The sequence below is a fragment of the Mesorhizobium sp. L2C084A000 genome, assembly GCF_000502875.1.
Lineage (GTDB): Bacteria > Pseudomonadota > Alphaproteobacteria > Rhizobiales > Rhizobiaceae > Mesorhizobium.
This window is the reverse complement of the sequence record NZ_AYWX01000006.1, coordinates 278,024-303,272: the sequence shown is the minus strand read 5'-3', so window position 1 is coordinate 303,272 and position 25,249 is coordinate 278,024. Positions and strand designations below refer to the sequence as shown.

22 protein-coding genes, 1 other RNA gene and 3 pseudogenes are annotated in these 25,249 nt (G+C 63.5%); 19 read left to right on the top strand and 7 right to left on the bottom strand.

Annotation, left to right across the window (positions count from 1 at the left end):
* Window positions 1-53: 53 nt before the first annotated feature.
* Window positions 54-668 (bottom strand): cytochrome c family protein, encoded by a 615-nt coding sequence (locus X735_RS150395; protein WP_023811443.1) that lies wholly within the window; start codon window positions 666-668, stop codon window positions 54-56.
* A gap of 193 nt (window positions 669-861) precedes the next feature.
* Here X735_RS150395 and X735_RS150400 point away from each other — a divergent pair, with 193 nt between their 5' ends.
* Complete coding sequence (locus X735_RS150400; RefSeq protein ID WP_023811442.1) at window positions 862-1,590, top strand: 3-deoxy-manno-octulosonate cytidylyltransferase; 729 nt, start codon at window positions 862-864, stop codon at window positions 1,588-1,590.
* Between the two features lie 40 nt (window positions 1,591-1,630).
* On the top strand, window positions 1,631-2,494 hold the full coding sequence (locus X735_RS150405) for a prephenate dehydratase (protein WP_023811441.1): 864 nt from the start codon (window positions 1,631-1,633) through the stop codon (window positions 2,492-2,494).
* A gap of 1 nt (window position 2,495) precedes the next feature.
* On the opposite strand, the gene X735_RS150410 is transcribed toward X735_RS150405, so the two are convergent.
* From X735_RS150410 to X735_RS150420, 3 genes are read right to left on the bottom strand one after another with little or no spacing between them, the layout of a single operon-like run.
* Window positions 2,496-2,798 (bottom strand): Dabb family protein, encoded by a 303-nt coding sequence (locus tag X735_RS150410; protein ID WP_023811440.1) that lies wholly within the window; start codon window positions 2,796-2,798, stop codon window positions 2,496-2,498.
* A gap of 37 nt (window positions 2,799-2,835) precedes the next feature.
* Entirely contained in the window at window positions 2,836-3,780 is a 945-nt protein-coding gene (gene nudC, locus X735_RS150415) for an NAD(+) diphosphatase (protein ID WP_023811439.1), read from the bottom strand.
* Between the two features lie 40 nt (window positions 3,781-3,820).
* Window positions 3,821-4,240 carry an HIT family protein gene (locus X735_RS150420; RefSeq protein ID WP_013527933.1) on the bottom strand — a complete coding sequence of 140 codons (420 nt, stop codon included), beginning with the start codon at window positions 4,238-4,240 and terminating at the stop codon, window positions 3,821-3,823.
* 171 nt (window positions 4,241-4,411) lie between these two features.
* On the opposite strand from X735_RS150420, the gene ffs reads away from it, so the two are divergent.
* The 17 genes and pseudogenes from ffs (at window position 4,412) to X735_RS1000000167555 (ending at window position 19,827) form a co-directional block, all read left to right on the top strand.
* Window positions 4,412-4,508: signal recognition particle sRNA small type (ffs, locus tag X735_RS1000000167570), an RNA gene on the top strand.
* Between the two features lie 105 nt (window positions 4,509-4,613).
* Entirely contained in the window at window positions 4,614-6,431 is a 1,818-nt protein-coding gene (locus tag X735_RS150425) for a DNA polymerase III subunit gamma/tau (protein ID WP_023811438.1), read from the top strand.
* 30 nt (window positions 6,432-6,461) lie between these two features.
* The gene (locus tag X735_RS150430; RefSeq protein WP_013527931.1) at window positions 6,462-6,785 is read left to right on the top strand and encodes a YbaB/EbfC family nucleoid-associated protein; all 324 of its coding nucleotides are present in this window, start codon (window positions 6,462-6,464) and stop codon (window positions 6,783-6,785) included.
* 26 nt (window positions 6,786-6,811) lie between these two features.
* On the top strand, window positions 6,812-7,219 hold the full coding sequence (locus X735_RS150435; RefSeq protein ID WP_023811437.1) for a hypothetical protein: 408 nt from the start codon (window positions 6,812-6,814) through the stop codon (window positions 7,217-7,219).
* Window positions 7,220-7,473: 254 nt separating this feature from the next.
* A pseudogene (locus tag X735_RS01000000165875) lies at window positions 7,474-8,435 on the top strand (cell wall hydrolase).
* Window positions 8,436-8,536: 101 nt separating this feature from the next.
* Entirely contained in the window at window positions 8,537-9,142 is a 606-nt protein-coding gene (recR, locus tag X735_RS150440; protein WP_013527928.1) for a recombination mediator RecR, read from the top strand.
* Window positions 9,143-9,299: 157 nt separating this feature from the next.
* Complete coding sequence (locus X735_RS150445; RefSeq protein ID WP_023811436.1) at window positions 9,300-10,274, top strand: IS5 family transposase; 975 nt, start codon at window positions 9,300-9,302, stop codon at window positions 10,272-10,274.
* 239 nt (window positions 10,275-10,513) lie between these two features.
* The gene (locus X735_RS150450) at window positions 10,514-11,791 is read left to right on the top strand and encodes a lytic murein transglycosylase (protein WP_023811435.1); all 1,278 of its coding nucleotides are present in this window, start codon (window positions 10,514-10,516) and stop codon (window positions 11,789-11,791) included.
* A 263-nt stretch (window positions 11,792-12,054) separates the two neighbouring features.
* The gene (locus tag X735_RS150455; RefSeq protein ID WP_023811434.1) at window positions 12,055-13,698 is read left to right on the top strand and encodes an ABC transporter substrate-binding protein; all 1,644 of its coding nucleotides are present in this window, start codon (window positions 12,055-12,057) and stop codon (window positions 13,696-13,698) included.
* An 18-nt stretch (window positions 13,699-13,716) separates the two neighbouring features.
* Window positions 13,717-14,730: an ABC transporter permease gene (locus X735_RS0134255; protein WP_050592688.1), complete on the top strand. Its 1,014-nt coding sequence runs from the start codon at window positions 13,717-13,719 to the stop codon at window positions 14,728-14,730.
* Window positions 14,721-14,906 (top strand): annotated as a pseudogene (locus X735_RS1000000167565) (ABC transporter permease subunit); the annotation flags it as partial. The gene X735_RS0134255 and the pseudogene X735_RS1000000167565, both read left to right, overlap by 10 nt.
* Window positions 14,907-15,476: 570 nt before the next feature.
* On the top strand, window positions 15,477-15,899 hold the full coding sequence (locus X735_RS1000000169800; protein ID WP_245273223.1) for a helix-turn-helix domain-containing protein: 423 nt from the start codon (window positions 15,477-15,479) through the stop codon (window positions 15,897-15,899).
* Window positions 15,872-16,639: pseudogene (locus X735_RS1000000169795) on the top strand (IS481 family transposase); the annotation flags it as partial. The gene X735_RS1000000169800 and the pseudogene X735_RS1000000169795, both read left to right, overlap by 28 nt.
* 306 nt (window positions 16,640-16,945) lie before the next feature.
* A complete protein-coding gene (nikC, locus tag X735_RS1000000169790; protein WP_023811431.1) occupies window positions 16,946-17,872 on the top strand; it encodes a nickel transporter permease in 927 nt (308 codons plus the stop codon).
* Window positions 17,869-18,714 (top strand): ABC transporter ATP-binding protein, encoded by an 846-nt coding sequence (locus tag X735_RS150470; RefSeq protein WP_031213315.1) that lies wholly within the window; start codon window positions 17,869-17,871, stop codon window positions 18,712-18,714. The genes nikC and X735_RS150470 overlap by 4 nt, the downstream gene beginning before the upstream one ends.
* The gene (locus X735_RS150475; protein WP_023811429.1) at window positions 18,711-19,460 is read left to right on the top strand and encodes an ABC transporter ATP-binding protein; all 750 of its coding nucleotides are present in this window, start codon (window positions 18,711-18,713) and stop codon (window positions 19,458-19,460) included. The genes X735_RS150470 and X735_RS150475 overlap by 4 nt, the downstream gene beginning before the upstream one ends.
* Before the next feature lie 37 nt (window positions 19,461-19,497).
* Window positions 19,498-19,827 (top strand): hypothetical protein, encoded by a 330-nt coding sequence (locus tag X735_RS1000000167555; RefSeq protein WP_023811428.1) that lies wholly within the window; start codon window positions 19,498-19,500, stop codon window positions 19,825-19,827.
* Here the strand turns inward: X735_RS1000000167555 and X735_RS150480 are convergent.
* Genes X735_RS150480 through X735_RS150490 form a run of 3 tightly spaced genes read right to left on the bottom strand, consistent with a single transcriptional unit; the run spans window position 19,824 to window position 25,131 of the window.
* A complete protein-coding gene (locus tag X735_RS150480; RefSeq protein WP_023811427.1) occupies window positions 19,824-22,919 on the bottom strand; it encodes an efflux RND transporter permease subunit in 3,096 nt (1,031 codons plus the stop codon). The genes X735_RS1000000167555 and X735_RS150480 overlap by 4 nt on opposite strands.
* Entirely contained in the window at window positions 22,916-23,995 is a 1,080-nt protein-coding gene (locus X735_RS150485; protein WP_023811426.1) for an efflux RND transporter periplasmic adaptor subunit, read from the bottom strand. Before X735_RS150485 ends, X735_RS150480 begins: the two co-directional genes overlap by 4 nt.
* Complete coding sequence (locus X735_RS150490) at window positions 23,992-25,131, bottom strand: efflux RND transporter periplasmic adaptor subunit (protein ID WP_023811425.1); 1,140 nt, start codon at window positions 25,129-25,131, stop codon at window positions 23,992-23,994. Before X735_RS150490 ends, X735_RS150485 begins: the two co-directional genes overlap by 4 nt.
* Window positions 25,132-25,249 lie beyond the last annotated feature (118 nt).

Genomic DNA, 25,249 nt, shown 5'->3' with positions numbered 1-25,249 from the left:
CAAAAAAGCCGGGCTGAACCCGGCTTTTTCAAGGTCGTCGAGATGATATCTGACTATTGGGCAGGCGCCGGTGCGGGTGCGGCCGGAGCCGGGGCGGCAGGAGCGGCCGGTTTCGCGGGCGCGGCACCATCAGCCGGCTTTGCCGGAGCGGCTGCATCGGCAGGCTTGGCGCCTGCATCGGCGGCGGCNTCCTTCGGCAGGCCGGCAAAGCCCATCGCCGTGCCTTTAACGTCCTTCTTGGGCGACGTGATGAAGTGGTTGAGGTTATCGTAGGTCCACTTCTCTGTGCCGCCCTTGGAATATTCCTTCATGCCCGCCGAATAGGCGAAGCCCTCGTGAGAGGCGACCGGACGGTCGACGATGTCCCACAGATCGGGGCCGACCTTGTTAGGACCGCCCTTTTCGCCGGAATGGCAGGCCTGGCACTTCTTGAAGATGGCAGCGCCCTGTTCGGCATTTGCATTGGCCAGAAGATCTGCGATCGGCTTTTCGGCTGCGGCAGGAGCGGCCGGGCCGCCTTCGGCGGGCTCCGCGGCCTCGATGGCGAAGCCGGGCTTTTCCGGCGCAGGCGAGGCAAACAGCGCATCGGACACAATGCCGACCGAGAAGACGACGAAAACGGTTCCGAGCAATCCGGCGAGCAGTTTGTTGACTTCGTTGGAATCCATACGCCCCTTGCTCCCTTTTCCGGCGGACAGAACCGTCCACTCCGTCCGTCGGTATCGTGACCCGTCCTGCCAGGGCGGTCAAATCGGGCGGAAACTAGGTCTTTTGCTGCGGCGTTGCAACACCTATAAGGGCGCTTCCAGTGAGACCTTTTGCCACTTTCCCTGTCCTCTTTCGAGACGCCTTGCACCCGAAATGTCCACGCTGATCCTGATCCCGGCCCGCATGGCCTCGACCCGCCTGCCGGGCAAGCCGCTGGCCGACATCGCAGGCGCCCCGATGATCGTCCATGTCGCCCGCCGCGCCGCCGAAGCCGGCCTTGGCCGGGTGGTGGTGGCGACCGACACGCAAAGCGTGGCGCAAGCGATGCGCGCGCACGGGTTCGAGGCCGTGATGACGCGCACGGATCACGAATCCGGCTCCGACCGCATCCACGAGGCGCTGATCGCGCTCGACCCCGGGCGCAAGGTCGAAACCATCGTCAATGTGCAAGGCGACCTGCCGACCATCGATCCGCAGATTATCGCCGCGTCGCTCAGGCCTTTCGAGGACAGTGCGGTGGACATCGCCACGCTCGGCGTCGAGATCGTCCGCGACGAGGAAAAGACCAATCCCAATGTCGTCAAGATCGTCGGTTCGCCGCTTTCCGGCAGCAGGCTGAGGGCGCTCTATTTCACCCGTGCCACGGCGCCTTGGGGCGAGGGGCCGCTCTATCATCATGTCGGCCTCTACGCCTATCGCCGCGAAGCACTTGAGCGTTTCGTCGCGCTGAAGCCGTCGCCGCTCGAACGGCGCGAGCGGCTGGAACAGTTGCGGGCGCTGGAGGCCGGCATGCGCATCGACGCCGAGATCGTGCGCTCGCTGCCGCTTGGCGTGGACACGCCGGAAGACCTCGAACGCGCCAGAACCATCCTTTCGAACTGAAAATTCCCTTTAAACAGCGTCCCTTGAATAGAGAATCGGCATGCCTGAAAAGACCAACAGAATATCCTTCCAGGGCGAGCCGGGCGCCAATTCCGACACCGCCTCGCGCAACGTCTATCCATCGATGGAGCCGTTGCCGTGCCCGACCTTCGAGGATGCGTTCAACGCGGTCGAGACCGGCAAGGCCGATCTCGCCATGATCCCGATCGAGAACACCATTGCCGGGCGCGTCGCCGATATTCATCACCTCCTGCCGGAATCGAAGCTGCACATCATCGGCGAGTATTTCCTGCCTATCCATTTCCAGCTGATGGTGCTGCCGGGCGTCAAACGCGACGAGATCAAGACGGTGCACAGCCACATCCACGCGCTTGGCCAGTGCCGCAAATACATCCGCAAGAACGGCTGGAAGGCGATCGTCGCCGGCGATACGGCTGGTGCCGCCAAGATGGTCTCCGAGGTCAAGGACCGCACCATGGCGGCGCTGTCGCCGGCGCTGGCCGCGACGCTCTACGGGCTCGACATCATCGAGCAAAATGTCGAGGACACCGACAGCAACGTCACCCGCTTTGTCGTCCTGACCAGGAACAAGCAATGGGCCGAGCGCCCGTCACCCGACGTCAAGATGATGACGACCTTCATCTTCCGCGTCCGCAACGTGCCGGCCGCGCTCTACAAGGCGATGGGCGGGTTTGCCACCAACGGCATCAACATGACCAAGCTGGAGAGCTATCAACTGGGCGCTTTCACGGCGACACTGTTCTACGCCGACATCGAGGGCCATCCCGACGACCCGCTGGTCAAGCTGGCACTGGACGAGCTTCGTTTCTTCTCGCGCGAAGTGCGGATCCTCGGCGTCTATCCGGCCAGCGCGTCGCGTGAGCAGTGGAAAGTGGCGGATTAAATCAGCCCCAGCCCAACGGCACGTAGTCGATCTCCATAAACGCCGTGACTTCCGGCACCCAGCGGTCTCGCACGAAGGCGACATGGTCTGGATGGTCGTTGTACCTGTTATAGGCAGCCTGGTCGGCGAACTCCATCGAGAAGCCGAAATGATAGTCGTTCTTGGGGCTGATCTGCCGCAATTGCTCGAAATGCGTGACGCCCCTGATCGCTGTGAGGATTTTCTTGGCGTCGACGAGGAACCTCTTTTCCTCCAGCGAATGCGGCGGATGCTTCAGCGTGAAAACGACGGTGTGACGGATCATGTCCTGCTCCTGCAATGTCTTTCAGTGTTCGCTGCCATCATTCCGAATCGACCCAGGCGCGGATGAGGTGATGCGCAATGGCGCCTTTCGGTGGCGTGATCAGATTGCCGGGATGCTCCCTGGTCAGCATCAAACGCACCTCGTCGCGGGCAAACCAGCGGCAGTCCTCCAACTCGTTGAGGTCGGCCTGGATATCGTCGTTGAGCGGCTCGCCGAAGCAGCCGATCATCAGCGAATAGGGAAACGGCCAGGGCTGGCTGGCGTGGTAGACGACGCGGCCGAGCCGGATGCCGGCCTCCTCCAGCGTCTCGCGTCGCACCGCCGCTTCGATCGTCTCGCCCGGCTCGATGAACCCGGCAAGGGCCGAGTACATGCCCGGCGCGAAATGCCGGCCGCGCCCGAGCAGGCACTTCTCCCGTGTCGCTGTCAGCATGATCGCCACCGGGTCTGTGCGTGGAAAATGTTCGGTACCGCAATTCGGGCAATGCCGCTTGTAGCCGCCGGCCCGCATCTGCGATTCGGTACCGCATTTGCTGCAGAAACGATGGCTGGCATGCCAGGCAAGCAGGGCCGCCCCTTGCGCCATCGCGCCGGCAGCCGCCTCATCGATCAGCCCTTGCATATAGACCGAACGATAGTCGATGGCCTTGATGGTTTCCGGCAATTGCTCGGCCTCGACGCCGGCCGGCACCGCCAGCACCGGTCCCTGTTCGGAAAAACCGAGCAGGATGCCTTGCGCCAGGGAAATCTTGAAGGGCTCGCTCTCGGCAGCGCCGAACCAGGGGTCGAGGCCACTGCCATCCCCGAGCTTCAGATAGAGCCGTCCGCCATTCATCAGGAGCAGCCGTGTCGCCGGGTCGGCGAGCGCCTTGTCGACGGAATCGTCGGCGCGGTTCTCGGATTGCCGGTCGATGGTGTTGCCGGCAAAGCCGACGAACTGGCTCGGCTCGCGCAAAGGCGCGTCAAACAGGCGGAAGCTCATGGAGACTCTGGGTACGTTGCAGGATGGACACGGGGAACGCTTATAGCGCCGCCTTGATCGTTTCGGCAAACCGCCGCAGATCGGAACGTTGATAGGGCTCACGCAGGCCGTGTCCCCAAACCGGGCCTGGCCAGCCAGGATCGCCTTCCGAACGCGCGATAACATGAATGTGCAGCTGGCGCACGATGTTGCCGAGCGCGCCGGTGTTGATCTTGGTGCAGCCGGTCGCTTTCTTCAGCGCCTGTGCCACCATATTGGTCTCGAAGGTCAGCATCGCCTGGTCGAGCGGCGTCATGTCGTGGATTTCCTCCGCGCCCGGCCGCTGCGGCACCAGGAGCAGCCATGGCCAGCGCCGGTCGTTCATCACGCGCAGTTCGCACAGCCCAAGCCACATCAACTGCTCGCTGTCCGCCTCCAGCCGGGCGTCCAGCGTGAATCCGGCCTTCAGGCCCGGCAGCATCGGCGTTTCCCTTGCTTTTCTTGGTTTCCTCAAACGCAAGAACGCTAGAGCGGCGGCAAGAGGGCTGCAAGCGAATCATTGCGCCCTCACGGTTTGGTGCGCCAATTCCATATTTTTACGATTTCTCCGGCGCACTTGCATTTCGTCGCACAATTGCCGATATGGAAAGCGGGAGGTTGGTGGTGGACGATCCACTCGCCAACCGGGTCAGGTCCGGAAGGAAGCAGCCCTAACGAGCCCGGAACGGGTCATTGTTCCAGCCTCCCACCTCATTGGCCCCTCTCGCGACATTGACGACGCATTGCAGCGCGGGCGAGACTATGCGCAGGAATCGGCCGCCTTCGGGCGCGGCCATTTGGAGCTTTACGGGCGAATGAGCGAAGCCGGAAATTCGGGACCAAAAAGCCTGGAGATAGGCAAGGCCGCCGCCTATCGCGTGCTGGCGCGCAAATACCGTCCTTCGAACTTCTCCGAACTGGTCGGCCAGGAGCCGACGGTGCGCACCCTCACCAATGCCTTTGCCACCGGCCGCATCGCCCAGGCCTGGATGCTGACCGGCGTGCGCGGCGTCGGCAAGACCACGACGGCGCGCATACTCGCGCGCGCCCTGAACTATAAAACCGCTGATATCGACCAGCCGTCGGTCGACCTTGCCGTGCTCGGCGAGCATTGCCAGGCGATCATGGAAGGCCGCCATGTCGACGTCATCGAGATGGATGCCGCCTCGCACACCGGCATCGACGACATCAGGGACATCATCGAGCGCGTGCGCTACGCGCCGGTCTCAGCCCGCTACAAGGTCTACATCATCGACGAAGTGCACATGCTGTCGACGCAGGCCTTCAACGGCCTGCTGAAGACGCTGGAAGAGCCGCCGCCGCACGTCAAATTCATCTTCGCCACCACCGAAATCCGCAAGGTTCCGATCACCGTCCTGTCGCGCTGCCAGCGCTTTGACCTGAGGCGCATCGACGCCGGCGCGCTGGTCGCGCATCTGTCCTCGATATCGGCCAAGGAAGGCATTTCGGTCGACGACGATGCGCTGGCGATGATCGCCCGCGCCGCCGAAGGCTCGGCCCGTGATTCGCTCTCCATCCTCGATCAGGCGATTGCCCATGGCGCCGGCTCGGTCAGCGCCGATGCGGTTCGGGCGATGCTGGGGCTCGCCGACCGTGCCCGCATCGTCGACCTGTTCGAACATGTGATGAAGGGCGATGTGGCGGCAGCCCTTGGCGAATTCCGCGCGCAGTATGACACCGGCGCCGATCCGGCCGCCGTGCTGACCGATCTTGCCGAGTTCAACCACCTCGTCACCCGGCTGCGTTTCGTGCCGACGGCCATCGAGGATGCCTCGCTATCCGAGGACGAGCGGCAGCGCGGCGCGGATTTCGCCAGGACGCTGTCGGTCCGGGTGCTGTCGCGGACATGGCAGATGCTGCTTAAGGGCATTCCCGAGGTGCAGTCTTCCAACCGGCCGGTGAGTGCCGCCGAAATGGTGCTGATCCGGCTGGCGCACGCCGCCGACCTGCCGACGCTGGATGAGGCGTTGAGATCGCTTGAGGGCGCAGCGCCGGTGCAAAATGGCGCGCCGCGCCCGAATGGCGCGCCTGCAAGTTCCGGCAATGGCGGCGCCGCCAGCGCGGTGGCGCAGACGCGCATGCCTGCCGGGTCGGGCGGCGCACAGACCATGCGGCTTGTGGAGACCACGCCCGCCCCCGTTGCCTTCGTTGCTCCTCCGGAACCGGTCGTGGAGACGCAACCGGCGCCGCTGAAATCGCTGGCCGACATCATTGCCCTGGCCGACGCGCAGCGTGACATCGCCTTCAAGGTGCAGGTCAAGAGCTATATCCGCCTCGTGCGCATCGAGCCCGGCCGGATCGACGTCGGCCTGACCAGCGACGCGCCCAAGATGCTGCTCAACGACCTGACGACAAAGTTGCGCGCCTGGACCGGCCGCAGCTGGCTCGTCTCGCTGTCGAAGGAAGAGGGGGGCCAGACTCTCGCCGAGATGGAATCGGCCAAGCGCGAGAACGCCTTCCTCGATGCCAAGAGCGACCCGACGGTGGCCGCCATTCTGGCGCGCTTTCCCGGCGCCAAGATCATCGACGTGCGCATTCCAGACGCGCCGGAAGCCGAAACGGCCGAGGCCGAAGTGCCGGTCGAGCCGCCGGCTGACGACGACGAAACCTGATCCAGCCACGAATCCGAAAAGGACCCGACCATGAAAGATCTTCTCGGCCTGATGGGCAAGGCGAAGGAAATGCAGGCCAAGTTCCAGGCCATGCAGGATGAGATCGCCACGCTGGAAGCGTCCGGCCAGGCCGGCGGTGGCCTGGTCAACGTGACGCTGACCGGAAAATTCGAGATGAAGTCGTTGAAGATCGATCCGTCCTTGTTCAAGGAGGATGATGTCGAGATCCTGGAAGACCTCGTGCTGGCCGCCCACAATGACGCCAAGACCAAGGTCGAGCAGATCATGCAGGAAAAGACCAAGGCGCTGACCGCCGGTCTGCCGATCCCGCCGGGAATGAAATTGCCCTTCTAGCATTCGGCGCGCGCCCCATGATCAACATGACCGAAGAGCTCTCCGAAAGATTGATCGAGCAGCGTATCCGCAACAGGCTCTACGAGATCCTGGAAATCCTGGCTGACTGCGACGGCGGCGTCGATCTCGTCGGCATCAAGGGCTACTTCAATCTGTTCGAGGATTTCGTCCATCGCCCGTCGATCGAAGCCGGCACGTCGGCGCTTTCGAAGGACGAGCGCGCCATCGTGCTGGAGATCGCTGAATTCCTGGAAGCGGCCAGCGAGACAAATCCGGACTTCACCAGGTCCGAGTTCATCGAAAGCGACTGGCCGGCAAAGATCGCGCCGACGGCCAGGGACGCGCGGACGCTGTTCCTCCGGCGCGGCCTGTTTTCGGAGAAGGTCGAGGAGCTTGAGCCTGGCCAGCCGGCCGCGGTTGCGGCCGGGCGATAGACCGGTTCCAGGAAAAACGTGACGCGGTTTTCCCTGGAAAAAGCGCTAGCGCTTTCCCTGGGGCAATTGCGGCGAAACAAAGAGAGGGCGGTCATCGCTTTTATGAAATGATGGCCCGATCTATCTGGAAAGCCACGAAATTGTGCCAATTTGGCAACAGTGGGTTGTTAATAACGTTTTGGCCATCATTTTGCCCGAAAGTGTCTCATTCTTGCCGCAGCCTGGGGGCGGGCACGAAGTGAGAGGGTTACCTGTTGATTTCCACGCGATGGAAGACGCCGCTGTTGCTCGGCGCCGTCATTTCACCCCTGTTTTTGGCTGCCTGCAGCCAGACCACTTCACACGGCATGTCCGTCGCCAGCCTGACCGACGCCATCACGCCGAGTTTCCTGAGCTCCCGGTCCTACAGCCATACGCCGAAGGACAAGGAATGCCTGGAACGGGCGATGTTCTTTGAATCCAACCGCTCGAGCCGCGACGGCATGATCGCGGTCGGCACGGTGGTGATGAACCGGCTGCGCTCCGGCAAGCACGGCAGCACCATCTGCGCGGTGGTGGGCGAGCGCGGGCAGTTTGCCCCCGGCGTCATGACAAGGCCGATGAATTCACGCGCAATGCCCGATGTCGAGGAAGCCGCCGATGCCGTGCTCAAGGGGGAGCGCAAGTCCAAGCTCAAGAACACCATGTTCTTCCACACCGCCGGCCTACGCTTCCCCTACAAGAACATGCACTACACCATGGTTGCCGGCGGCAATGCCTTTTACGAGAAGCGCGGCCGCAACTGGCAGCCGCTGCCGGATGAATCCACGACCATGGNCCGCTGCCGGACGAGCCGCAGGTCGCCATTGCCTCGGCGGCGCCGCAGAAGCCAGCGGAGCCGGTGACGATGGTCGCGTCCGCCGAGCCGGTGCGTCCGGCCAAGCCGGCCACCGTCCGGTCCGCTCCTGCCCAACAGACCTATATGACCGCGGCCGCCGCGCCGGCCGCGAAATCTGCGCGTGTCTCGGCGGAGCCGACGGTGGTGGCGATGCAGGAGCCGATGGAGGAACCGGATGCCGCCCGTTTTGGCGGAACCTTGAACACAAGGACGAGGGTCATCTCCTCGGTCGAGGAAGCGCCGCAAGAGGCGTCTATGGGTTTCCAGTCGACGCCTGAGAACACCGACGCTGTCGGCGCGATGATCGTCAGCCAGGGCCGGCCGCTCGAAGCCAACTGATCTGCGTTCCATGGTCTGCCCAATGGTCCACCAAGCCAATATGGCGGGTCATGCGGATGCGGGATGTTCCAAAGCGCTCTGAAAAATCCTAGATCAGAGCGATGTCGAAGCGAATCGCCGGTCCCGAGATCGAACGTCTGATCCAGCTCCTGGCCAAGGTGCCGGGGCTGGGTCCCCGTTCGGCCAGGCGTGCCGCCCTTCATCTGATCAAGAAGAAGGAGCAGCTTTTGTCGCCGCTGGCCGCCGCCATGGCCGAGGCGGCCGACAAGGTGCGCATCTGCTCGACCTGCGGCAATGTCGATACATCGGACCCTTGCATGATCTGCACCGATCCGCGCCGCGATGCCGGCACCATCATTGTCGTCGAGGACGTCTCCGACCTGTGGGCGCTGGAGCGCGCGGCGGCGATGAATGTGCGTTACCACGTTCTCGGCGGCACGCTGTCCCCGCTCGACGGCATCGGCCCCGAGCAACTCAACATGCGCTCGCTGGTCGACCGCGTCGCCGGTGGCGAGGTCAAGGAGATCATCCTCGCCGTCAATGCTACAGTGGAGGGCCAGACGACCGCGCATTACCTCACCGATCAGCTGTCCGGCTTCGATATCAAGGTGACACGACTGGCGCATGGCGTGCCTGTCGGCGGCGAACTCGACTATCTCGACGAGGGCACGCTGGCCGCGGCGCTGCGCTCGCGGACGGCGTTTTGACAAAGTTACGGGAGAGGGTGCGGATCATGATTGTTGCGCATCCGTCGAGGCTGGTGCCAAACACCCCCCTCTGTCCTGCCGGACATCTCCCCCGCAAAGGGGCCTGTTGCAAAATTGTGTGGATGTGATTCCCTGTTTTTGAAACAGGGATCTTGCGATGACGACGAAGCCGAGCGGTCAGTTCAGTTTTGTGGAGGCTCTGCTGCCGCAGGGTCTTGGTCGGAGCGGTCGCCTGGACCGGTTGTCGTTGCTGGTGAAGTGGTATCGCTTCGAGAAGATCCTGGCACGGCTGCGCTCGCCGGCCGGACCAGGCCGGCCTGCCTACAATTCGTTGGTGATGTTCAAGGCGCTTCTGCTGCAGTCCTTGTATGGACTGTCGGACAGCGAACTGGAGGAGGCGCTCGCCGATCGGCTGTCGTTCCGCCGCTTCGTTGGGCTGACGCTCGAAGAGACGGTGCCCGACCACACCACGCTCAACCGCTTTCGCAATCGTCTCGTCGAGGCGGGGCTTCTGGAGAAGCTGTTTGGCGAACTGGACCGTCAGTTGGACAAGGCCGGGCTGATCCTGCGGCGCGGTACGATGCTCGATGCCACGGTGATCGAGACGGCGGCGGCACGGCCACCCAGTGGAACGGCGCACGAGGCCGGCGAGGCTGGCGATCCCGATGCCGGCTTTACACGCCGGCAGGGCAAGCCTGGCTCCTCCTATGGCTACAAGGCCCATGTCGGTGTCGACCAGGGCTCTGGCCTGATCCGCCGGGTGAGAACGACAGCGGCCAACGTCAACGACACGGTCGAGGCAGATCATCTGATCTGTGGCGACGAAGGCGCAGTGCTGGCGGATGCGGCCTATCACACCAAGGCGCGCCAGGTATTGCTGAGGGAGCGCGGGATCAAGCCAAGACTGATGCGGCGCGCCAACAAGCATCATCCGCATCTGCCAGCGCGCCTGAAGCATTTCAACCGGCTCATTGCGCGGCAACGCTTCGCCGTCGAGACGACCTTTGCCACCTTGAAGAACCGCATGCGGCTTTGCGCCATCCGCTACCGCGGCTTGGCCAAGGCGGCAGGACAGATCCTCATCGCCGCCATGGCCTTCAACATGCGCCGCTGGGTGACGCTGGCGACCTAATACAGGGTCGCATTGCGCCCGAAATCCGCCGAACCCGTCAAACCCCAGCCAATCCGGCCTCAAACCCGAGCCGCAAGGCACCCCACATTGGCCTGACCCTCCCTCCTTGCCCCTATAACTTAATAACGCAACGGGCCCGCAAGGGGGGAGATCGGATGTCATCTTTGTTTTCGCAAATCGCCGACATTGCAACAAGAGCGCCGCCGATGAAGCGGCCAATCTCCCCGCTTGCGGGGGAGATGTCCGGCAGGACAGAGGGGGGTGTGAAGGAACGCAAACCTCTCAGATTGGCTCTGTTTTCCTTTTTTGCAGTTCTTCTCGCGGTCCTCCTTTCCACCCCCGCCTCCGCCGCAAAGATCGACGACCAGTTCCGCACCTGGCTGCGGAACGACCTCTGGCCGCAAGCAAGGGCGAATGGCATTTCCAAAACCACCTTCGATGCTGCCTTCGACGGCATCAAGCCCAATCTGAAGCTGCCGGACCTGGTCAAGCCGGGCGAGAAGGCGACCACGCCCCAAAAACAGCACCAGGCCGAATTCGGCTCACCCGGCGCCTATTTCGCCGAGAAGACGGTTCGCGCGGTGACGGCGGGCGGCCGGGCGCGCGAAGCCACCAATGCCAGGACACTTGCATCAATCGAAAAGCGCTACGGCGTGCCGGGCGAAGTGCTGCTGGCGATCTGGGGCCGCGAGACCGGATTCGGCGCGGCGAAGATGCCCTACGACGCCTTCGAAGTGCTGGGCACCAAGGCGTTCATGTCGACCAGGAAGGATTTCTTCCGCACCGAACTGCTTGCGGCACTCGAGATCGTCGAGCGCGGCCTGGCTCCGGTCGGGGCGATGAAATCGTCCTGGGCCGGAGCGCTCGGCCAGCCGCAATTCATGCCGACCTCGTTCCTGAAACATGCCGTCGATTTCGACGGCGACGGCCGCGCCGACATCTGGAACTCGACGCCGGACGTGCTGGCCTCGATCGCCAATTATCTCGTCCACTATGGCTGGGTAAAGGGCCGTGGCTGGGGTTTCGAGGTGATGGTGCCGGAAAGCGTTTCCTGTTCGTTGGAAGGCCCGGACCAGGGCAAGAAAATCTCCGAATGGGCTGATATGGGCATCAGGCGCGTCGGCGGCAAACCGTTTCCCGCGAGTGAGCTGAAGGCCGAAGGCTTCCTGCTGATGCCGGCAGGGCGCAGCGGCCCGGCCTTTATCGCCACGCCCAATTTCTACGTGCTGAAGCAGTATAACACCAGCGACCTCTACGCGCTGTTCATCGGCCATGGCGCCGATCGCATCGCCCATGGCGATTCGAATTTTGCCGGCAGCTGGGGCGCGGTCGGCGGGCTCCACCGTTCGGACATAGCCGCTCTGCAACGCGCGCTGGAAGCCAAGGGCTATGATGTCGGCAGCGCCGATGGCCTGCCCGGCTTCAAGACCCGCCGTTCGATCGGCATTTGGCAAGCCAAGAACGGCCGCGCCGCCACCTGCTTCCCTGACACCAGCCTGGTCGCGGCGCTGAGATAGCCGCGACATACGCCAGATTGTCCTCGATCGGCAGCCTCGATTGGCTGGCCTATGCGTCGACATCCCACCCGGCCTTTCTGGCCCATTGAGCCATCGTATAAATGCTCGTTGCCCGCCACGAGGCTGCCGGATATGGTGTTGACCAACTGGACAAAAACCGCAACGGTAAGAGATCAGTGGGGCCTTCTCCAGGCCCGAAAAGAATTGCACAACCCTGAGCCGGGAACTCAGGTCAACAAACAACAAAACAGGGAACAATCACGATGATGATGGAAAAGTTTGCTCTACGCTCTCGCTTCCTGCTGGCGGGTGCAGCCATGTCCGCGCTCCTTCTGGCCGGCGCGCCCGCCGGTGCGGTCACGCCCGCCGACACGCTGGTCGAAGGTTTCGCGATCGACGACATCATCTCCATGGATCCGGGCGAGGCGTTCGAGCTGTCGACCGCCGAGGTCACCGGCAACACGTATGATCTGCTTGTCCGTCTCGACCTCAGCGACACCTCCAAGGTCAAGGGAGACCTTGCCGAAAGCTGGACCGTCTCCGATGACGGCCTGACCTACACATTCAAGCTCAAGCCCGGCCTGAAATTCGCTTCCGGCAATCCGATCACCGCGGCCGACGTCGCCTGGTCGTTCGAACGCGCCGTCAAGCTCGACAAGAGCCCGGCCTTCATCATCGGCCAATTCGGCATCAGCGGCGACAACGTCGCCGAGAAGGCCAAGGCGGTCGACGAGACCACCTTCCAGTTCACCGTCGACAAGGCCTATGCGCCGAGCTTCGTCCTGAACTGCCTGTCGGCAACGGTTGCATCGGTGGTCGACGCCAAGCTGGTCAAGGAACATGTCGCTGCGGTGACGCCGAGCGCCGACTACAAATGGGACAATGATTTCGGCAATGCCTGGCTGAAGACCGGCTATGCCGGCTCCGGCGTCTTCAAGTTGCGTGAATGGCGGGCCAATGAGGTGGTCGTTCTCGAGCGCAACGATAATTACTACGGCGAGAAGGCCAAGCTTGCCCGCGTCATCTACCGCAATATGAAGGAAAGCTCGGGCCAGCGCCTGGCGCTCGAGGCCGGCGACATCGACGTTGCCCGCAATCTCGAGCCGAACGACCTCGACGCTATCGCCAAGAACGCCGATCTCACCTCGACCAGCGCGCCGAAGGGCACGGTCTATTACATCAGCCTCAACCAGAAGAATGCCAACCTCGCCAAGCCCGAGGTCCGCCAAGCCTTCAAATACCTGGTCGACTACGATGCGCTGAGCTCGACGATCCTCAAGGGCATCGGCGAAATACACCAGACCTTCCTGCCGAAGGGTGTGCTCGGCGAATTGGATGAGAATCCGTTCAAGTTCGATGTCGCCAAGGCCAAGGAATTGCTGGCCAAGGCCGGTCTGCCCGACGGCTTCAGCGTAACCATGGACGTACGCACCGGTCAGCCGACGACCGGCATGGCGGAATCGATCCAGCAGACGCTCGGACAGGCCGGCATCAAGCTCGAGATCATCCCGGGCGACGGCAAGCAGACGCTGACCAAGTACCGCGCCCGCAACCACGACATCTATATCGGCCAGTGGGGCCAGGATTATTTCGACCCGAATTCCAACGCCCAGACCTTTGCCTCGAATCCGGACAACTCGGATGCGGGTAAGTCCAAGACGCTGGCCTGGCGCAACGCCTGGGACATTCCGGACCTGACCAAGGAGACGGAAGCAGCGCTGCTCGAGAAGGACGCCGGCAAGCGCGCTGACATGTACAAGGATCTCGAGAAGAAGATCCTGGACACCAGCCCCTTCGTCGTCATCCACCAGCAGCTGGAAGTGGCCGGCCTGCGCAAGAACCTCAAGGGCTTTGCCCTCGGCCCGAGCTTCGACAGCAATTTCGTCGGGCCGGTGTCCAAGGAATAGTGCTCGCGGACACGCCGCATGAGCACGGTTGAAAAGGAAGTGGCGGCGGGGCGCGGCAGCGCCCGTGCCGTCGCTATTGCATCATCGCTTGGCCGTTTCCTGGTCATCGCGATCACGACCTATCTTGGTCTGCTCGCGGTCACCTTCTTCATCGGTCGCGTCATCCCGATCGACCCGGTGCTGGCGGTGCTCGGCGACCGGGCGCCGGCCAATGTCGTCGAGCGCACGCGCCGCGAGATGGGCCTCGATTTGCCGCTGGTCGAGCAGTTCTACATCTATGTGAAAAATGCCCTGAACGGCAATTTCGGTGTCTCTGTGCTGACCACCAATCCTGTCATGACCGACATTCGCCGGGCGCTTCCGGCCACGACGGAACTGGCGACGCTGGGGACGCTGATCGGCGCGCTGTTCGGCGTACCGCTTGGCGTGCTGGCCGCGGTCAGGCGCGGCAGTTTCATCGATCAGATCGTGCGTATCATCGGCCTGATCGGCTATTCCGTGCCGATCTTCTGGCTGGGACTGCTGGCGCTGGTGCTGTTTTACGCCAAGCTGCAATGGGTTGCCTTCCCCGCGCGGCTCGACATCGTCTACGAATACACCTTTACGCCGATCACTGGCTTCTATCTCCTCGACTCTGCGATGCAGGGGCAGTGGGACGTTTTTTACGACGCCTTCCGCCACATCATCCTGCCGGCCTCGCTGCTCGGCTATTTCTCGCTCGCCTATATCAGCCGCATGACGCGCTCGTTCATGCTCAACGAATTGTCGCAGGAATATATCGTCGCGGCGCGCGCCAAGGGCCTGTCGGAAACCCGCATCATCTGGGGCCACGCGCTGCGCAATGCGGCGGTGCCGATGGTGACGGTGATCGCGCTCTCCTATGCCGGGCTGCTCGAAGGTTCGGTGCTGACCGAGACGGTGTTCTCCTGGCCCGGCATCGGCCTCTACATCACCAATTCGCTGCAGAACGCCGACATGAACGCCGTGCTCGGCGGCACCATCGTCATCGGTTCGGTGTTCANTCGGTGCTGACCGAGACCGTCTTCTCATGGCCGGGCATCGGCCTCTACATAACCAACTCGCTGCAGAACGCCGACATGAATGCGGTGCTCGGCGGCACCATAGTCATCGGCTCGGTGTTCATCGCCATCAATCTCCTCTCCGACCTTCTGTATCGGGTGCTCGATCCGAGGACGAAGGTTCAATGAGCAGAGGTATTCCACTTTCGGGCCTAGAGCAGTTCACCGTTTCACGGAAACGGCGACCCGCTCCAACTCCTTGTTTTTACGCAATTCCGGACGGAAAACCGTTTCACACTTTTCCTGGAATTGCTCTAGCTGCGGCCAATCACCCCCACTCCAGCCCTTCGGGTCACCTCTCCCCCTTGTTTGGACCGGAGACATCGCGAACAGGTGTGCGAGGACATCGCGAACAGTTTGGCGTGCTTTGCGCCGGGAGATCGGAAGAGCGTCGTGTAGGGAAAGANGACCAAGACCCTGCGGCAGCAGAGCCTCCACAAAACTGAACTGACCGCTCGGCTTCGTCGTCATCGCAAGATCCCCGTTTCAAAAACAGGGAATCACATCCACACAATTTTGCAACAGGCCCGCAAGGGGGGAGATCGGCAGCTTCGCCGCCAAGGCTCTTCCTGCAACGTTGGCGATTGGCGAAGGGATTCGCGACATCCAATCTCCCCCCTGTTTGGACCGGAGACATCGCGAACAGGTGTGCGAGGACATCGCGAACAGTTTGGCGTGCTTTGCGCCGGGAGGTTCGCGATGCCATTTGGGAACACCAGCGTGATGGATGGGAAGTTGGAGTTTGTGCGTCTTGCGGTGCAGGATGGCAGCAATGTCAGTGCGCTTTGTCGTCGTTTCGGGATTGGCCGAACCTGTGGTCACAAGTTGATCGCGCGGTATCGCGCCCATGGCGAGGCCGGGCTTGCGGAGCAATCGCGCCGTCCAGCGACGAGCCCGGCGCGCAGCCCGGATGCAGTCGAGGCGGCGGTTCTTGGCATGCGCCGGGCGCACCCGGCCTGGGGCGGACGCAAGATCTCCAAGGTCCTGCAGCGCGAGGGAACCGGTTCGCCTGCACCTTCCACGGTGACCGGGATCCTGCACCGCAATGGCGTCGAGCTGGGTTTNATGTCAGTGCGCTTTGTCGTCGTTTCGGGATTGGCCGAACCTGTGGTCACAAGTTGATCGCGCGGTATCGCGCCTATGGCGAAGCCGGGCTTGCGGAGCAATCGCGCCGTCCAGCGACGAGCCCGGCGCGCAGCCCGGATGCAGTCGAGGCGGCGGTTCTTGGCATGCGCCGGGCGGACCCGGCCTGGGGCGGACGCAAGATCTCCAAGGTCCTGCAACGCGAGGGAACCGGTTCGCCTGCACCTTCCACGGTGACCGGGATCCTGCACCGCAATGGCGTCGAGCTGGGTTTGCTCGGGGGTGGAGCCAAGCCGTTCGGGCGCTTCGAGCATGCCGCCCCCAACGATCTGTGGCAGATGGACTTCAAGGGCCATGTCGCATTGCGGCAGGGCGGCCGGCTGCATCCGCTGACCGCGCTCGACGACCATTCGCGCTTCTCCGTCGTGCTGCAGGCTTGCATCAACGAGACCGGCGAAACGGTCAAAGCCCACCTGATTGTCGCCTTTCGCCGCTATGGACTGCCGCAGCGCATGGCTTTCGACAACGGCCCACCGTGGGGAGATGGCGGACGAAGCAACTTCACACGCTTCACCGTCTGGCTGATCGAGCACGGCGTCGCCGTCTCCCATTCCAGGCCTCTGCATCCGCAGACGCTGGGCAAGGAAGAGCGCTTCCACCGCTCGCTCAAGGCCGAAGCGATGGCCGGACCTGCTTTCGAAAATCTCGATCGCGCGCAGAAAGCCTTCGATGCCTGGCGCGACCTCTACAACACCGAAAGACCTCACGATGGCCTCAAGGGTTGCGTCCCCCTCGACAGATACACACCCTCGCCGCGATCCTTCTGCGAGGCCGTCGAAGCTTTCGACTACCCACAAGACGCCATCGTTCGCAAGGTCCAGAANCCTCTGCAGACGATAAGTGACAAAACTGTTCGCGATGTCCTCGCACACCTGTTCGCGATGTCTCCGGTCCAAACACCCCTGCCCGGGGGAGAGGAAAAGCCGGCCGCACGCTTCGCGCCTTTCCTCTCCCCCGTCGAGCGGGGGAGAGGTGGTCTGCGAAGCAGGCCGGAGTGGGGGTCGACAGCTCCAAGAGGCATCATCATGACCGCCTCCGACGCCCGTCCTCTCTCTCGTCGCGACTGGCTGCTCAGCGAGCGGCCGGCCTCGCGCACCCAGGCGAGGCTCGGCCGCGCCTATGTGGCGTGGCGGCGCTTTTCCGCCAACCGGCTGGCCTTTCTCGGCCTGCTCATTATCATTGCCTTGCTGATCGTTGCCGCCCTTGCCGGTGTGCTGGCGCCTTATTCTCCGACATTCGGCGACCTGAAGAACGCGCGCCTGCTGGCGCCGAGCACCGAGCACTGGTTTGGCACCGACGATCTCGGCCGCGATATCCTGTCGCGCATCCTCTACGGCTCGCGCTGGACCCTTTATGTGGTCATCCTGGTCGCCATCATCGCGGCACCGATCGGCCTTCTGGTCGGCACGGTGGCCGGCTATGCCGGCGGCTGGACCGATGCCATCCTGATGCGCATCACCGACATCTTTCTCGCCTTTCCCAAGCTGATCCTGGCGCTGGCGTTTGTTGCAGCACTTGGCCCCGGCATCGAGAATGCGGTGCTGGCCATCGCCATCACCTCATGGCCGCCCTACGCCCGCATCGCGCGGGCAGAGACGCTGACGGTGCGCAATTCCGATTACATCAAGGCGGTGCAGCTGATGGGCGCCTCGCCCTTCCGCATCGTGCTGCGCCATATCATGCCGCTTTGCATTTCGTCCCTGATCGTCAGGGTGACGCTCGACATGGCCGGCATCATCCTGACCGCCGCCGGGCTCGGTTTCCTCGGCCTCGGCGCGCAACCGCCGCTGCCGGAATGGGGCACGATGATCGCGTCGGGGCGCCGCTTCGTGCTCGACCAGTGGTGGGTGGCCGGTGCGCCGGGCTTCGCCATCCTCATCGTCAGCCTCGGCTTCAACCTGCTCGGCGACGGCCTGCGCGACGCGCTCGATCCCCGCAGTGGTGACCAATGAGCAGGGAAACGAAGACGCTGCTCGAGGTCGACGATTTGCGCGTCACCTTCCCGACCCGCACCGGGCTGATCGAGGCGGTTCGCGGCGTCTCCTTCTCGCTCGGCCGCGAACGGCTCGGCATCGTCGGAGAATCCGGCTCCGGCAAATCGCAGACCGGCCGCGCCATCATGGGCCTGACGCCGCCGCAGGCGCGGATATCGGCCAACAAGCTCGCCTTCGACGGCATCGACCTGCTCAGCGTCTCGCCGCGCGAACGCCGGGCGCTGCGCGGCAAGCGCATCGCCATGATCCTGCAGGATCCGAAATACTCGCTCGACCCGGTGATGAGCATCGGCCGCCAGATCGTCGAAACGCTGCGCACGCATGAAAAGGTCGGCAAGGCCGAGGCGCGCGACCGCGCATTGGCCATGCTGGAGGCGGTGCAGATCCGTGATCCCTCTCGCGTCTTCAACCTGCATCCGCATGAAGTGTCCGGCGGCATGGGCCAGCGCGCCATGATCGCCATGATGCTGATCGCCGGTCCGGAAATGATGATCGCCGACGAGCCGACCTCGGCGCTCGACGTCACCGTGCAGCTTGATGTGCTCGGCATTCTCGACCGGCTGGTCAGTGAGCGCGGCATGGGGCTGATCTTCATCTCGCACGATCTGCGCCTGGTCTCATCCTTCTGCGACCGCGTCATCGTCATGTATGCCGGCAAGGTGGTCGAGCAGCTCAAGGCGTCCGAACTCGGCCATGCCCAGCATCCCTACACGCGCGGCTTGCTCAATTGCATGCCCAAGATCGGTGCCGACCGCCACCCGCTGCCGGTGCTCGACCGCAAGCCGGAGTGGGCGGCATGACTTCTGCGATTGCCGTCGACAGGCTGGAAGTGATCTTCGACCGTTTTCGCGCACTGAAGGGCGTCAGCCTCGACGTGCAGCCGGGTGAATCCTTTGGCCTGGTCGGTGAATCCGGCTCCGGCAAATCGACGCTGCTTCGGGCCATCGCCGGCCTTGCGCCGGTCGCATCGGGCAGCATCGCCGTCAACGGCAAGACGCTCGGGCCACGCCGCGACAAGGCCTTCTACCGCGAAGTGCAGATGGTCTTCCAGGATCCGTACGGCTCGCTGCACCCGCGCCAGACCGTCGACCGCCTGCTGCAGGAGCCGCTTGCCATCCACGGCTTCGCCGATGGCGAAAAGCGCATCCAGCGGGCGCTCGACGAGGTCGGGCTGGGAAACGGCTTTCGCTTCCGCTATTCGCACCAACTATCGGGGGGCCAGCGCCAGCGCGTGGCGATTGCCCGTGCCCTGATCCTCGAACCTTCGATCCTGCTGCTCGACGAGCCGACCTCGGCGCTCGATGCCTCGGTGCAGGCGGAAGTGCTCAACCTGTTGGAAGAGGTACGCAAGCGGCGCAAGCTGACCTTCCTGATGGTCAGCCACGACCTCGCCATCATCACCCATATGTGCGAGCGGCTGATGGTGATGCAAAGCGGCGAGGCGGTGGAGAATCTGGCGGCGGCAGACCTTGTCGAACGCCGCGTGACCAAGGATTATACGCGCAATCTGTTGCGGGCCAGCGACGGGTTTGTGAGAACCGGTTGAAATCTTTGCCACATGACCACTGGTTCAGGGAATTCCCATGGAGGAATGGAAGTTTGCAGATCCACCCAATGTCGCGGTGTTTTTGGACAGAGGCATAGTCACCCGCGGTGATTGGATTGCGTACGTTGTGCATGACGATGACGACGGTAGTTGGCAATTCCACAACAGCGAAACTGGACTTGTTGGCGAAGGCGAAATTATGATCGTCAGCTTGCAAAATGTTTTGCGGCGGGATGAAAGCATCCTGGAATTGGCCGACTTACCAGAGGGTTGGCATGCCTGGCGCAGCTCAAAATCGGCACCATGGCAACGCGCCAAGTCGCGCCAACACCCTCCAACGACAATAACTGATCCGGCAAAGCCTTAAGTCTGAGCTTGCACCGGTTCGCCGCTCTCCACGGGTGGGTCTTCCCGATCTTTCGGCTCCTTGATCCTGAACCACGTCACATAAAGCGCCGGCAGGAACAGCAGCGTAATCGCCGTGCCGGCAATGATGCCGCCCATCATGGCATAGGCCATCGGGCCCCAGAACACTTCGCGCGCGATCGGGATCAGCGCCAGGCTGGCGGCGGCCGCCGTCAGCGCGATCGGGCGCATCCTGTGTTCCGTCGCCTCGATGACGGCCGCCCAGCGGTCCTTGCCTTCTCGGACGAGATCCTCGATCTGCACGATCAGGATGACCGAGTTGCGGATCAGGATGCCGATCAGCGCCAGCACCCCGAGGATGGCGACGAAGCCGAGCGGCGCGCCGCTCGGCACAAGGGCCGCCACAACGCCGATCAGGCCGAGCGGCGCCACCGCCACCACCAGGAACAGGCGCTGGAAACTCTGCAATTGCACCATCAGGATCGTCGCCATGACGAACAGCATCAACGGCACGACGGCGGCGATCGGTCCTTGGCTTTTGGCACTCTCCTCGACCGAGCCGGCGGTAGCGATCGAATAGCCCGGCGGCAGGTTGGCGGTGAAGGCGTCGACCGAGGGCTTCAATTCGTTGACGACGGTGGCCGGCAGCACGTCGCCGACCAGTCCGGCGCGCACGGTGATGGTCGGGATGCGGTCGCGTCGCCACACCGTTGGCTGCTCCAGATCGTAGCGGAAGTTGGCGACGGCCGCGAGCGGGATCGCCTCGCCGGTACTGGTCGGCAGCTGCATGTTCTGCAACGTTTCGATCGAGCCGCGTTCGGACCCACGCGAGCGCGCCACGACATTGATCAGATAGGTGGCGTCGCGCACCTGCGTGATGGTGGCGCCGCCGACCGTACTGTTCAGCGCGCTGGCGATGTCGGAGGAGGTGATACCGAGCTGGCGTGCCTTGTCCTGTAGCACGTCGACCCTCAGCACACGCTGCGGCTCGTTCCAGTCGAAGGTCGGCGCGGCTAGCTTCGGATTGGCGGAGATGACACCGGCGAATTGCTGCGCCAGTTCGCGCACCGTCTGGATGTCGGGACCGCCGATGCGATACTGCACCGGGCGGCCGACCGGGGGCCCGAGTTCGAGCGGCTTGACGAAGGCGTCGGTGCCGACGAACTCCTCGCGCAGCAGTTTTTCAAGCGCCGGCTTGACCCGGTTGCGGGCCGCGATGCTCTTGGTGACGATGACGGTCTGGCCGAAATAGGGGTTGGCCGGCTGCACGTCATAGGCGAGCACGAAACGCACCGCGCCCTGGCCGATATAGGACGAAAAATGGTCGATGTCGGGATTGCCGACCAGCGCCCGCTGCTCGAACCGCTCCATCTGGTCGCGCGTATCGGCGATCGAGGCATTCTGCGGCAGGTTCCAGTCGACGATCAGCTCCGGCCGGTCCGATGGCGGAAAGAACTGCTGCTGCACCAGCCCGAAGCCGGCGATCGAGCCGGCAAACAAAAGCACGGTGACGATGATGGTCAGCCAGTGATGGCGCACCGAGCCGACAAGCACGCGCCGGAAAAGCGAGGTGAAGCGGCCGGGCTGGTCGTGATGCTTGGTTTTCATCGTCGCCGGCAGGATGGTGACGCCGAGCAGTGGCGCAAACAGCACCGCCACGACCCATGACACCAGCAGCGAAACGGCGATGACCACGAACAGGGTGAAGGTATATTCGCCGGCGGCGCTGTTGTTGAGGCCGATCGGGATGAAGCCGGCGACCGTCACCAGCGTACCGGTCAGCATCGGAAAGGCGGTCGATGTGTAGACATAGGTCGCCGCCTTGCGCAGATTGTCGCCGACCTCCAGCCGCGCCACCATCATCTCGACCGCGATCATCGCGTCGTCGACCAGAAGCCCGAGCGCGATGATCAGCGCACCCAGGGAAATACGCTGCAGCGAAATGCCGAGATAGGCCATGACCGTGAAGGTGATGGCCAGCACCAGCGGGATCGACAGCGCCACGACGAAGCCGGCGCGCATGCCGAGGCTGATGAACGACACCGCGAGCACGATGGCGACCGCCTCGAACAGCGCGCGCGTAAAGCCCGAGACGGCCTCCTCGACAATGACCGGCTGGTCGGCCACCAGATGCACGCCGACACCGACCGGCAGGTCGGCCAGCACCTTGTCCATCTCCTTGTGCAGCGCCTCGCCGAATTCGAGCAGGTTGGCGTTGGGTTTCATGCCGATGGCGAGCCCGATCGCGTCCTGGCCGTTGAAGCGGAATAGCGCCGTAGGAGGATCGACATAGCCGCGCGTGATCGTCGCCACGTCGCTGAGGCGGAAGAAGCGGTCATTGACGCGCAGATTGATGGCGCGCAGGCTGTCCTCGGAGGTGAACTGCCCGCCGACACGCACGCTGATGCGCTCCGGCCCGGACTGAATGACGCCGGACGGCGTAATCGCGTTCTGCGCCTGCAGGCTCGCCACGATCGCTTGCTGGTTGAGGCCGAGGGCGGCGATCTGGCGGGTCGAGAATTCGAGATAGATCGCCTCGTCCTGGGCGCCGACCAGGTCGACCTTGCCGGCGTTGGGCACGGTCAGGATTTTTGTTCTGGCGTCCTCGACATAGTCGCGCAACTGGCGCGGCGTCAGCCCGTCCGATGTGAAGGCGTAGATGTTGCCATAGACGTCGCCGAAGCGGTCGTTGAAGAACGGTCCCTGCACCCCCTGCGGAAACTGCGCCCCGATGTCGTTGACCATGTTGCGCACCTGAATCCAGTTCGGCACGACATCGCGTGCCTTGGTGGTGTCCTTCAGGTTGACGAAGATGACGGTCTGGCCGGCCGTGGTGACGGACTTGGTGTAGTCGAGGCTGTCGAGTTCCTCGAGTTTCTTCTCGATACGGTCGGTCACCTGCTGCACGGTTTCCTTGACCGAGGCGCCCGGCCAGTTGGCCTGGATGATCATCGTCTTGATGGTGAAGTTGGGGTCTTCTTCACGGCCGAGATTGAGGTAGGAGAACACGCCAGCCACGACGAAGACCAGCATGAAATACCAGACCATGGAGCGGTGGTTGAGCGCCCAGTCGGAGAGATTGAAGCCTTTCATGAGGCGCCTCCCTCGAGCACTTTCACCTTCTGGCCTTCGCTCAGGCTGTGGACGCCCGCCGTGACGACACGCATGCCCGCGTCAAGCCCTTCGGCCACGGTGAAGATAACGCCATTCTTCGACGCGATCTTGATGTCGCGTGCGTTCACGCTGGATGTCTGCGGGTCGACGATCCACACTTTCGCGGAACCGTTCTTTTCGAACAGCGCCGACATCGGCAGTTCGATCGTCGGTGCCACCTTGGTCACGCGGGTCGCCGTCACCGTCGAGCCGAGCCGGAAGGCCTGTGGCGGATCCGTGAGCGTCAGCTTGACGCGCCGCGTGCGGGTCGAGCCCTCGGATTGCGGTGCGATCTCGCGCAGCTTGGCCCCGGTCTGGATCGTCGGCAGCGACTGCAGGATCACCTGGAAGGGCGTGCCGGCCTCAAGATCACCGGTCAATTGATCGGGAATGTCGACCACCGCCTCGCGCAGGTCCGAACGCGCCACGGTGACGATGGTCTGGCCGGGCGAGACCGTCTGGCCAACTTCGGCGCCCACCGCGGTGACGACACCGTCGAAATCAGAGAACAGCCTGGCATAGCCGAGCTGCTCCTGCGATTTGGCAAGCGAAGCCTTGGCCCGCTCGACACCTGCCTCCGCAGCTTTGCGCGCCTGCTGCGCGGCATCGAAGACAGCTTGCGTGGCGTTGGCCGAGGCGAGCAACTGGCGCTGCCGTTCCTCGCTGGCGGCGGCGTTGGCGAGCTGCGCCTCGGCATTGGACAGTTCCGCCTTGGCCGCCTGGAGGCCCAACTCCAGCGCGGTCGGATCGAGTGCCGCTATCGTCGTGCCCTTGCTGACGATGTCGCCGACCTGGACGTCGCGCGAGACGACCCGCCCAAGCAGGCGGAAGGCCAGGTCGGCGCTGACCTGCGGTTCGACGGATCCGGCAAAACCGAAGATTTGCGTGGTGCGCGGCTCGATCACCATCGACAGCACCGGTCGGATGATCTCTGGCGGCTTTTCCTCCGACTTGGAGCAGGATGCCAGCGCGCCGAGCATGAGCACGCCGAGCAGGATGCGTGGCGTTCGGCTCATTGGCCCGCTCCCGATATTTCGATCGTCTGTCCAGGGCTGAGCAGCTGTCCTCCAGCGGTGACGACGCTCTGGCCCGCGTCCAGCCCCTTGGCGATCACGACCGTGCCCGAATTGAACGCCAGCACTTCGACCGGCGCCATCGTCACCGCCTTGGTCGAGGGATCGACGATCCAGACCGCCGGCTTGCCGCCGCTGGACGTCAGCGCCTGCCAAGGCAGCAGGATCGCCTTCGCCGGTTTGGCGCTTACCGAGCCGATGACGGCTGCCCCCAGCGGCATGCCGGCGGGCGTGTCGGGAATGGCGACTTTGACCCGGATCGAGCCCGAAGCCGGGTCGACCGCAGGCGAGATTTCGCGGACCTTGCCCGTCGCCCTGACCTGCGGATCGGACAACAGCGTGATCGTCACCGCAGGCGATGCCGGTGTCTTGGCGATCAGCGTCTCCTGCACGTTGAATACCGCGTCGCGGTCCCCGTCCTCGGCGACGGTGAAGACGGTTTGCGCGGCTTGCACCACTTGGCCGGTTTCGACTTGGCGGGCGGTAATCACGCCGGCGGCACCGGCCTTGAGTTCGGTGAAGGACAGGTTTTGCTGGGCGTTGGAGAAAGCGCTCTGCGCGGCATCGACGCTGCCTTGTGCCATCTTCAGGGCCTGGTCCGCGGCGTCATAATCGCGCCTGGTGGTGAAACCCTGGGCGAGCAGCGTCTTCTGCCGTTCGAAGGCGGCGGCGGACTGGGTCAATTGCGCCTGTGCCGCGTCGAGATCGGCCTGCGCCGAGCGCAAATCGGATTCCTGCTCCTGCGGATCGATCCGGGCAAGCACCGTGCCTTGATCGACATGCTGGCCGACATCGACAAACCGTTCGGCGACGCGACCGCCGACCCGGAACGACAGATTGTTCAGCGTACGCGCCGCGATCACCCCGGTCAGCGAGGTCCTTGGCGCATAGTCGGCCATCGCCACCGTTTCGGTGCGCACCATGATCTGCAGTTTCTTGTCCACCGCTTCCTGCTTCTGGCAGCCGACCAAAAGCAGCGCAGCCGTGCAGGCGAAAAGCGCCGGGGCGGCTGGAAAAGACAAAAGACCGGGAGCTTGGACCGACGGCTGCGAGACGGGCGAAGTCACGTTCCTGCTCATGGGCTCCCCCGCCGCGGCGGCTCGCTGGTCGCGATGCCTCGTGGACATCCAGAGGATAGTCGATCCCCGGGAAAAGGAAACCGGTCTCGTACGTGTATCGCCTGACTGGTTAAGCGCC

Excerpts from the sequence above, each read along its gene's own strand:
- X735_RS150490 (WP_023811425.1), bottom strand. The coding sequence starts at position 25,131 with ATGAGCAGGAACGTGACTTCGCCCGTCTCGCAGCCGTCGGTCCAAGCT.
- nudC (WP_023811439.1), bottom strand. The coding sequence starts at position 3,780 with ATGAGCTTCCGCCTGTTTGACGCGCCTTTGCGCGAGCCGAGCCAGTTC.
- X735_RS150445 (WP_023811436.1), top strand. The coding sequence starts at position 9,300 with ATGACGACGAAGCCGAGCGGTCAGTTCAGTTTTGTGGAGGCTCTGCTG.
- X735_RS1000000167555 (WP_023811428.1), top strand. The coding sequence starts at position 19,498 with ATGGAGGAATGGAAGTTTGCAGATCCACCCAATGTCGCGGTGTTTTTG.
- nikC (WP_023811431.1), top strand. The coding sequence starts at position 16,946 with ATGACCGCCTCCGACGCCCGTCCTCTCTCTCGTCGCGACTGGCTGCTC.
- X735_RS150400 (WP_023811442.1), top strand. The coding sequence starts at position 862 with ATGTCCACGCTGATCCTGATCCCGGCCCGCATGGCCTCGACCCGCCTG.
- X735_RS150485 (WP_023811426.1), bottom strand. The coding sequence starts at position 23,995 with ATGAGCCGAACGCCACGCATCCTGCTCGGCGTGCTCATGCTCGGCGCG.
- recR (WP_013527928.1), top strand. The coding sequence starts at position 8,537 with ATGTCGAAGCGAATCGCCGGTCCCGAGATCGAACGTCTGATCCAGCTC.
- X735_RS150435 (WP_023811437.1), top strand. The coding sequence starts at position 6,812 with ATGACCGAAGAGCTCTCCGAAAGATTGATCGAGCAGCGTATCCGCAAC.
- X735_RS150450 (WP_023811435.1), top strand. The coding sequence starts at position 10,514 with ATGTCCGGCAGGACAGAGGGGGGTGTGAAGGAACGCAAACCTCTCAGA.
- X735_RS150420 (WP_013527933.1), bottom strand. The coding sequence starts at position 4,240 with ATGCTGCCGGGCCTGAAGGCCGGATTCACGCTGGACGCCCGGCTGGAG.
- X735_RS150425 (WP_023811438.1), top strand. The coding sequence starts at position 4,614 with ATGAGCGAAGCCGGAAATTCGGGACCAAAAAGCCTGGAGATAGGCAAG.
- X735_RS150430 (WP_013527931.1), top strand. The coding sequence starts at position 6,462 with ATGAAAGATCTTCTCGGCCTGATGGGCAAGGCGAAGGAAATGCAGGCC.
- X735_RS150410 (WP_023811440.1), bottom strand. The coding sequence starts at position 2,798 with ATGATCCGTCACACCGTCGTTTTCACGCTGAAGCATCCGCCGCATTCG.
- X735_RS150475 (WP_023811429.1), top strand. The coding sequence starts at position 18,711 with ATGACTTCTGCGATTGCCGTCGACAGGCTGGAAGTGATCTTCGACCGT.
- X735_RS150470 (WP_031213315.1), top strand. The coding sequence starts at position 17,869 with ATGAGCAGGGAAACGAAGACGCTGCTCGAGGTCGACGATTTGCGCGTC.
- X735_RS150455 (WP_023811434.1), top strand. The coding sequence starts at position 12,055 with ATGATGATGGAAAAGTTTGCTCTACGCTCTCGCTTCCTGCTGGCGGGT.
- X735_RS150480 (WP_023811427.1), bottom strand. The coding sequence starts at position 22,919 with ATGAAAGGCTTCAATCTCTCCGACTGGGCGCTCAACCACCGCTCCATG.
- X735_RS150405 (WP_023811441.1), top strand. The coding sequence starts at position 1,631 with ATGCCTGAAAAGACCAACAGAATATCCTTCCAGGGCGAGCCGGGCGCC.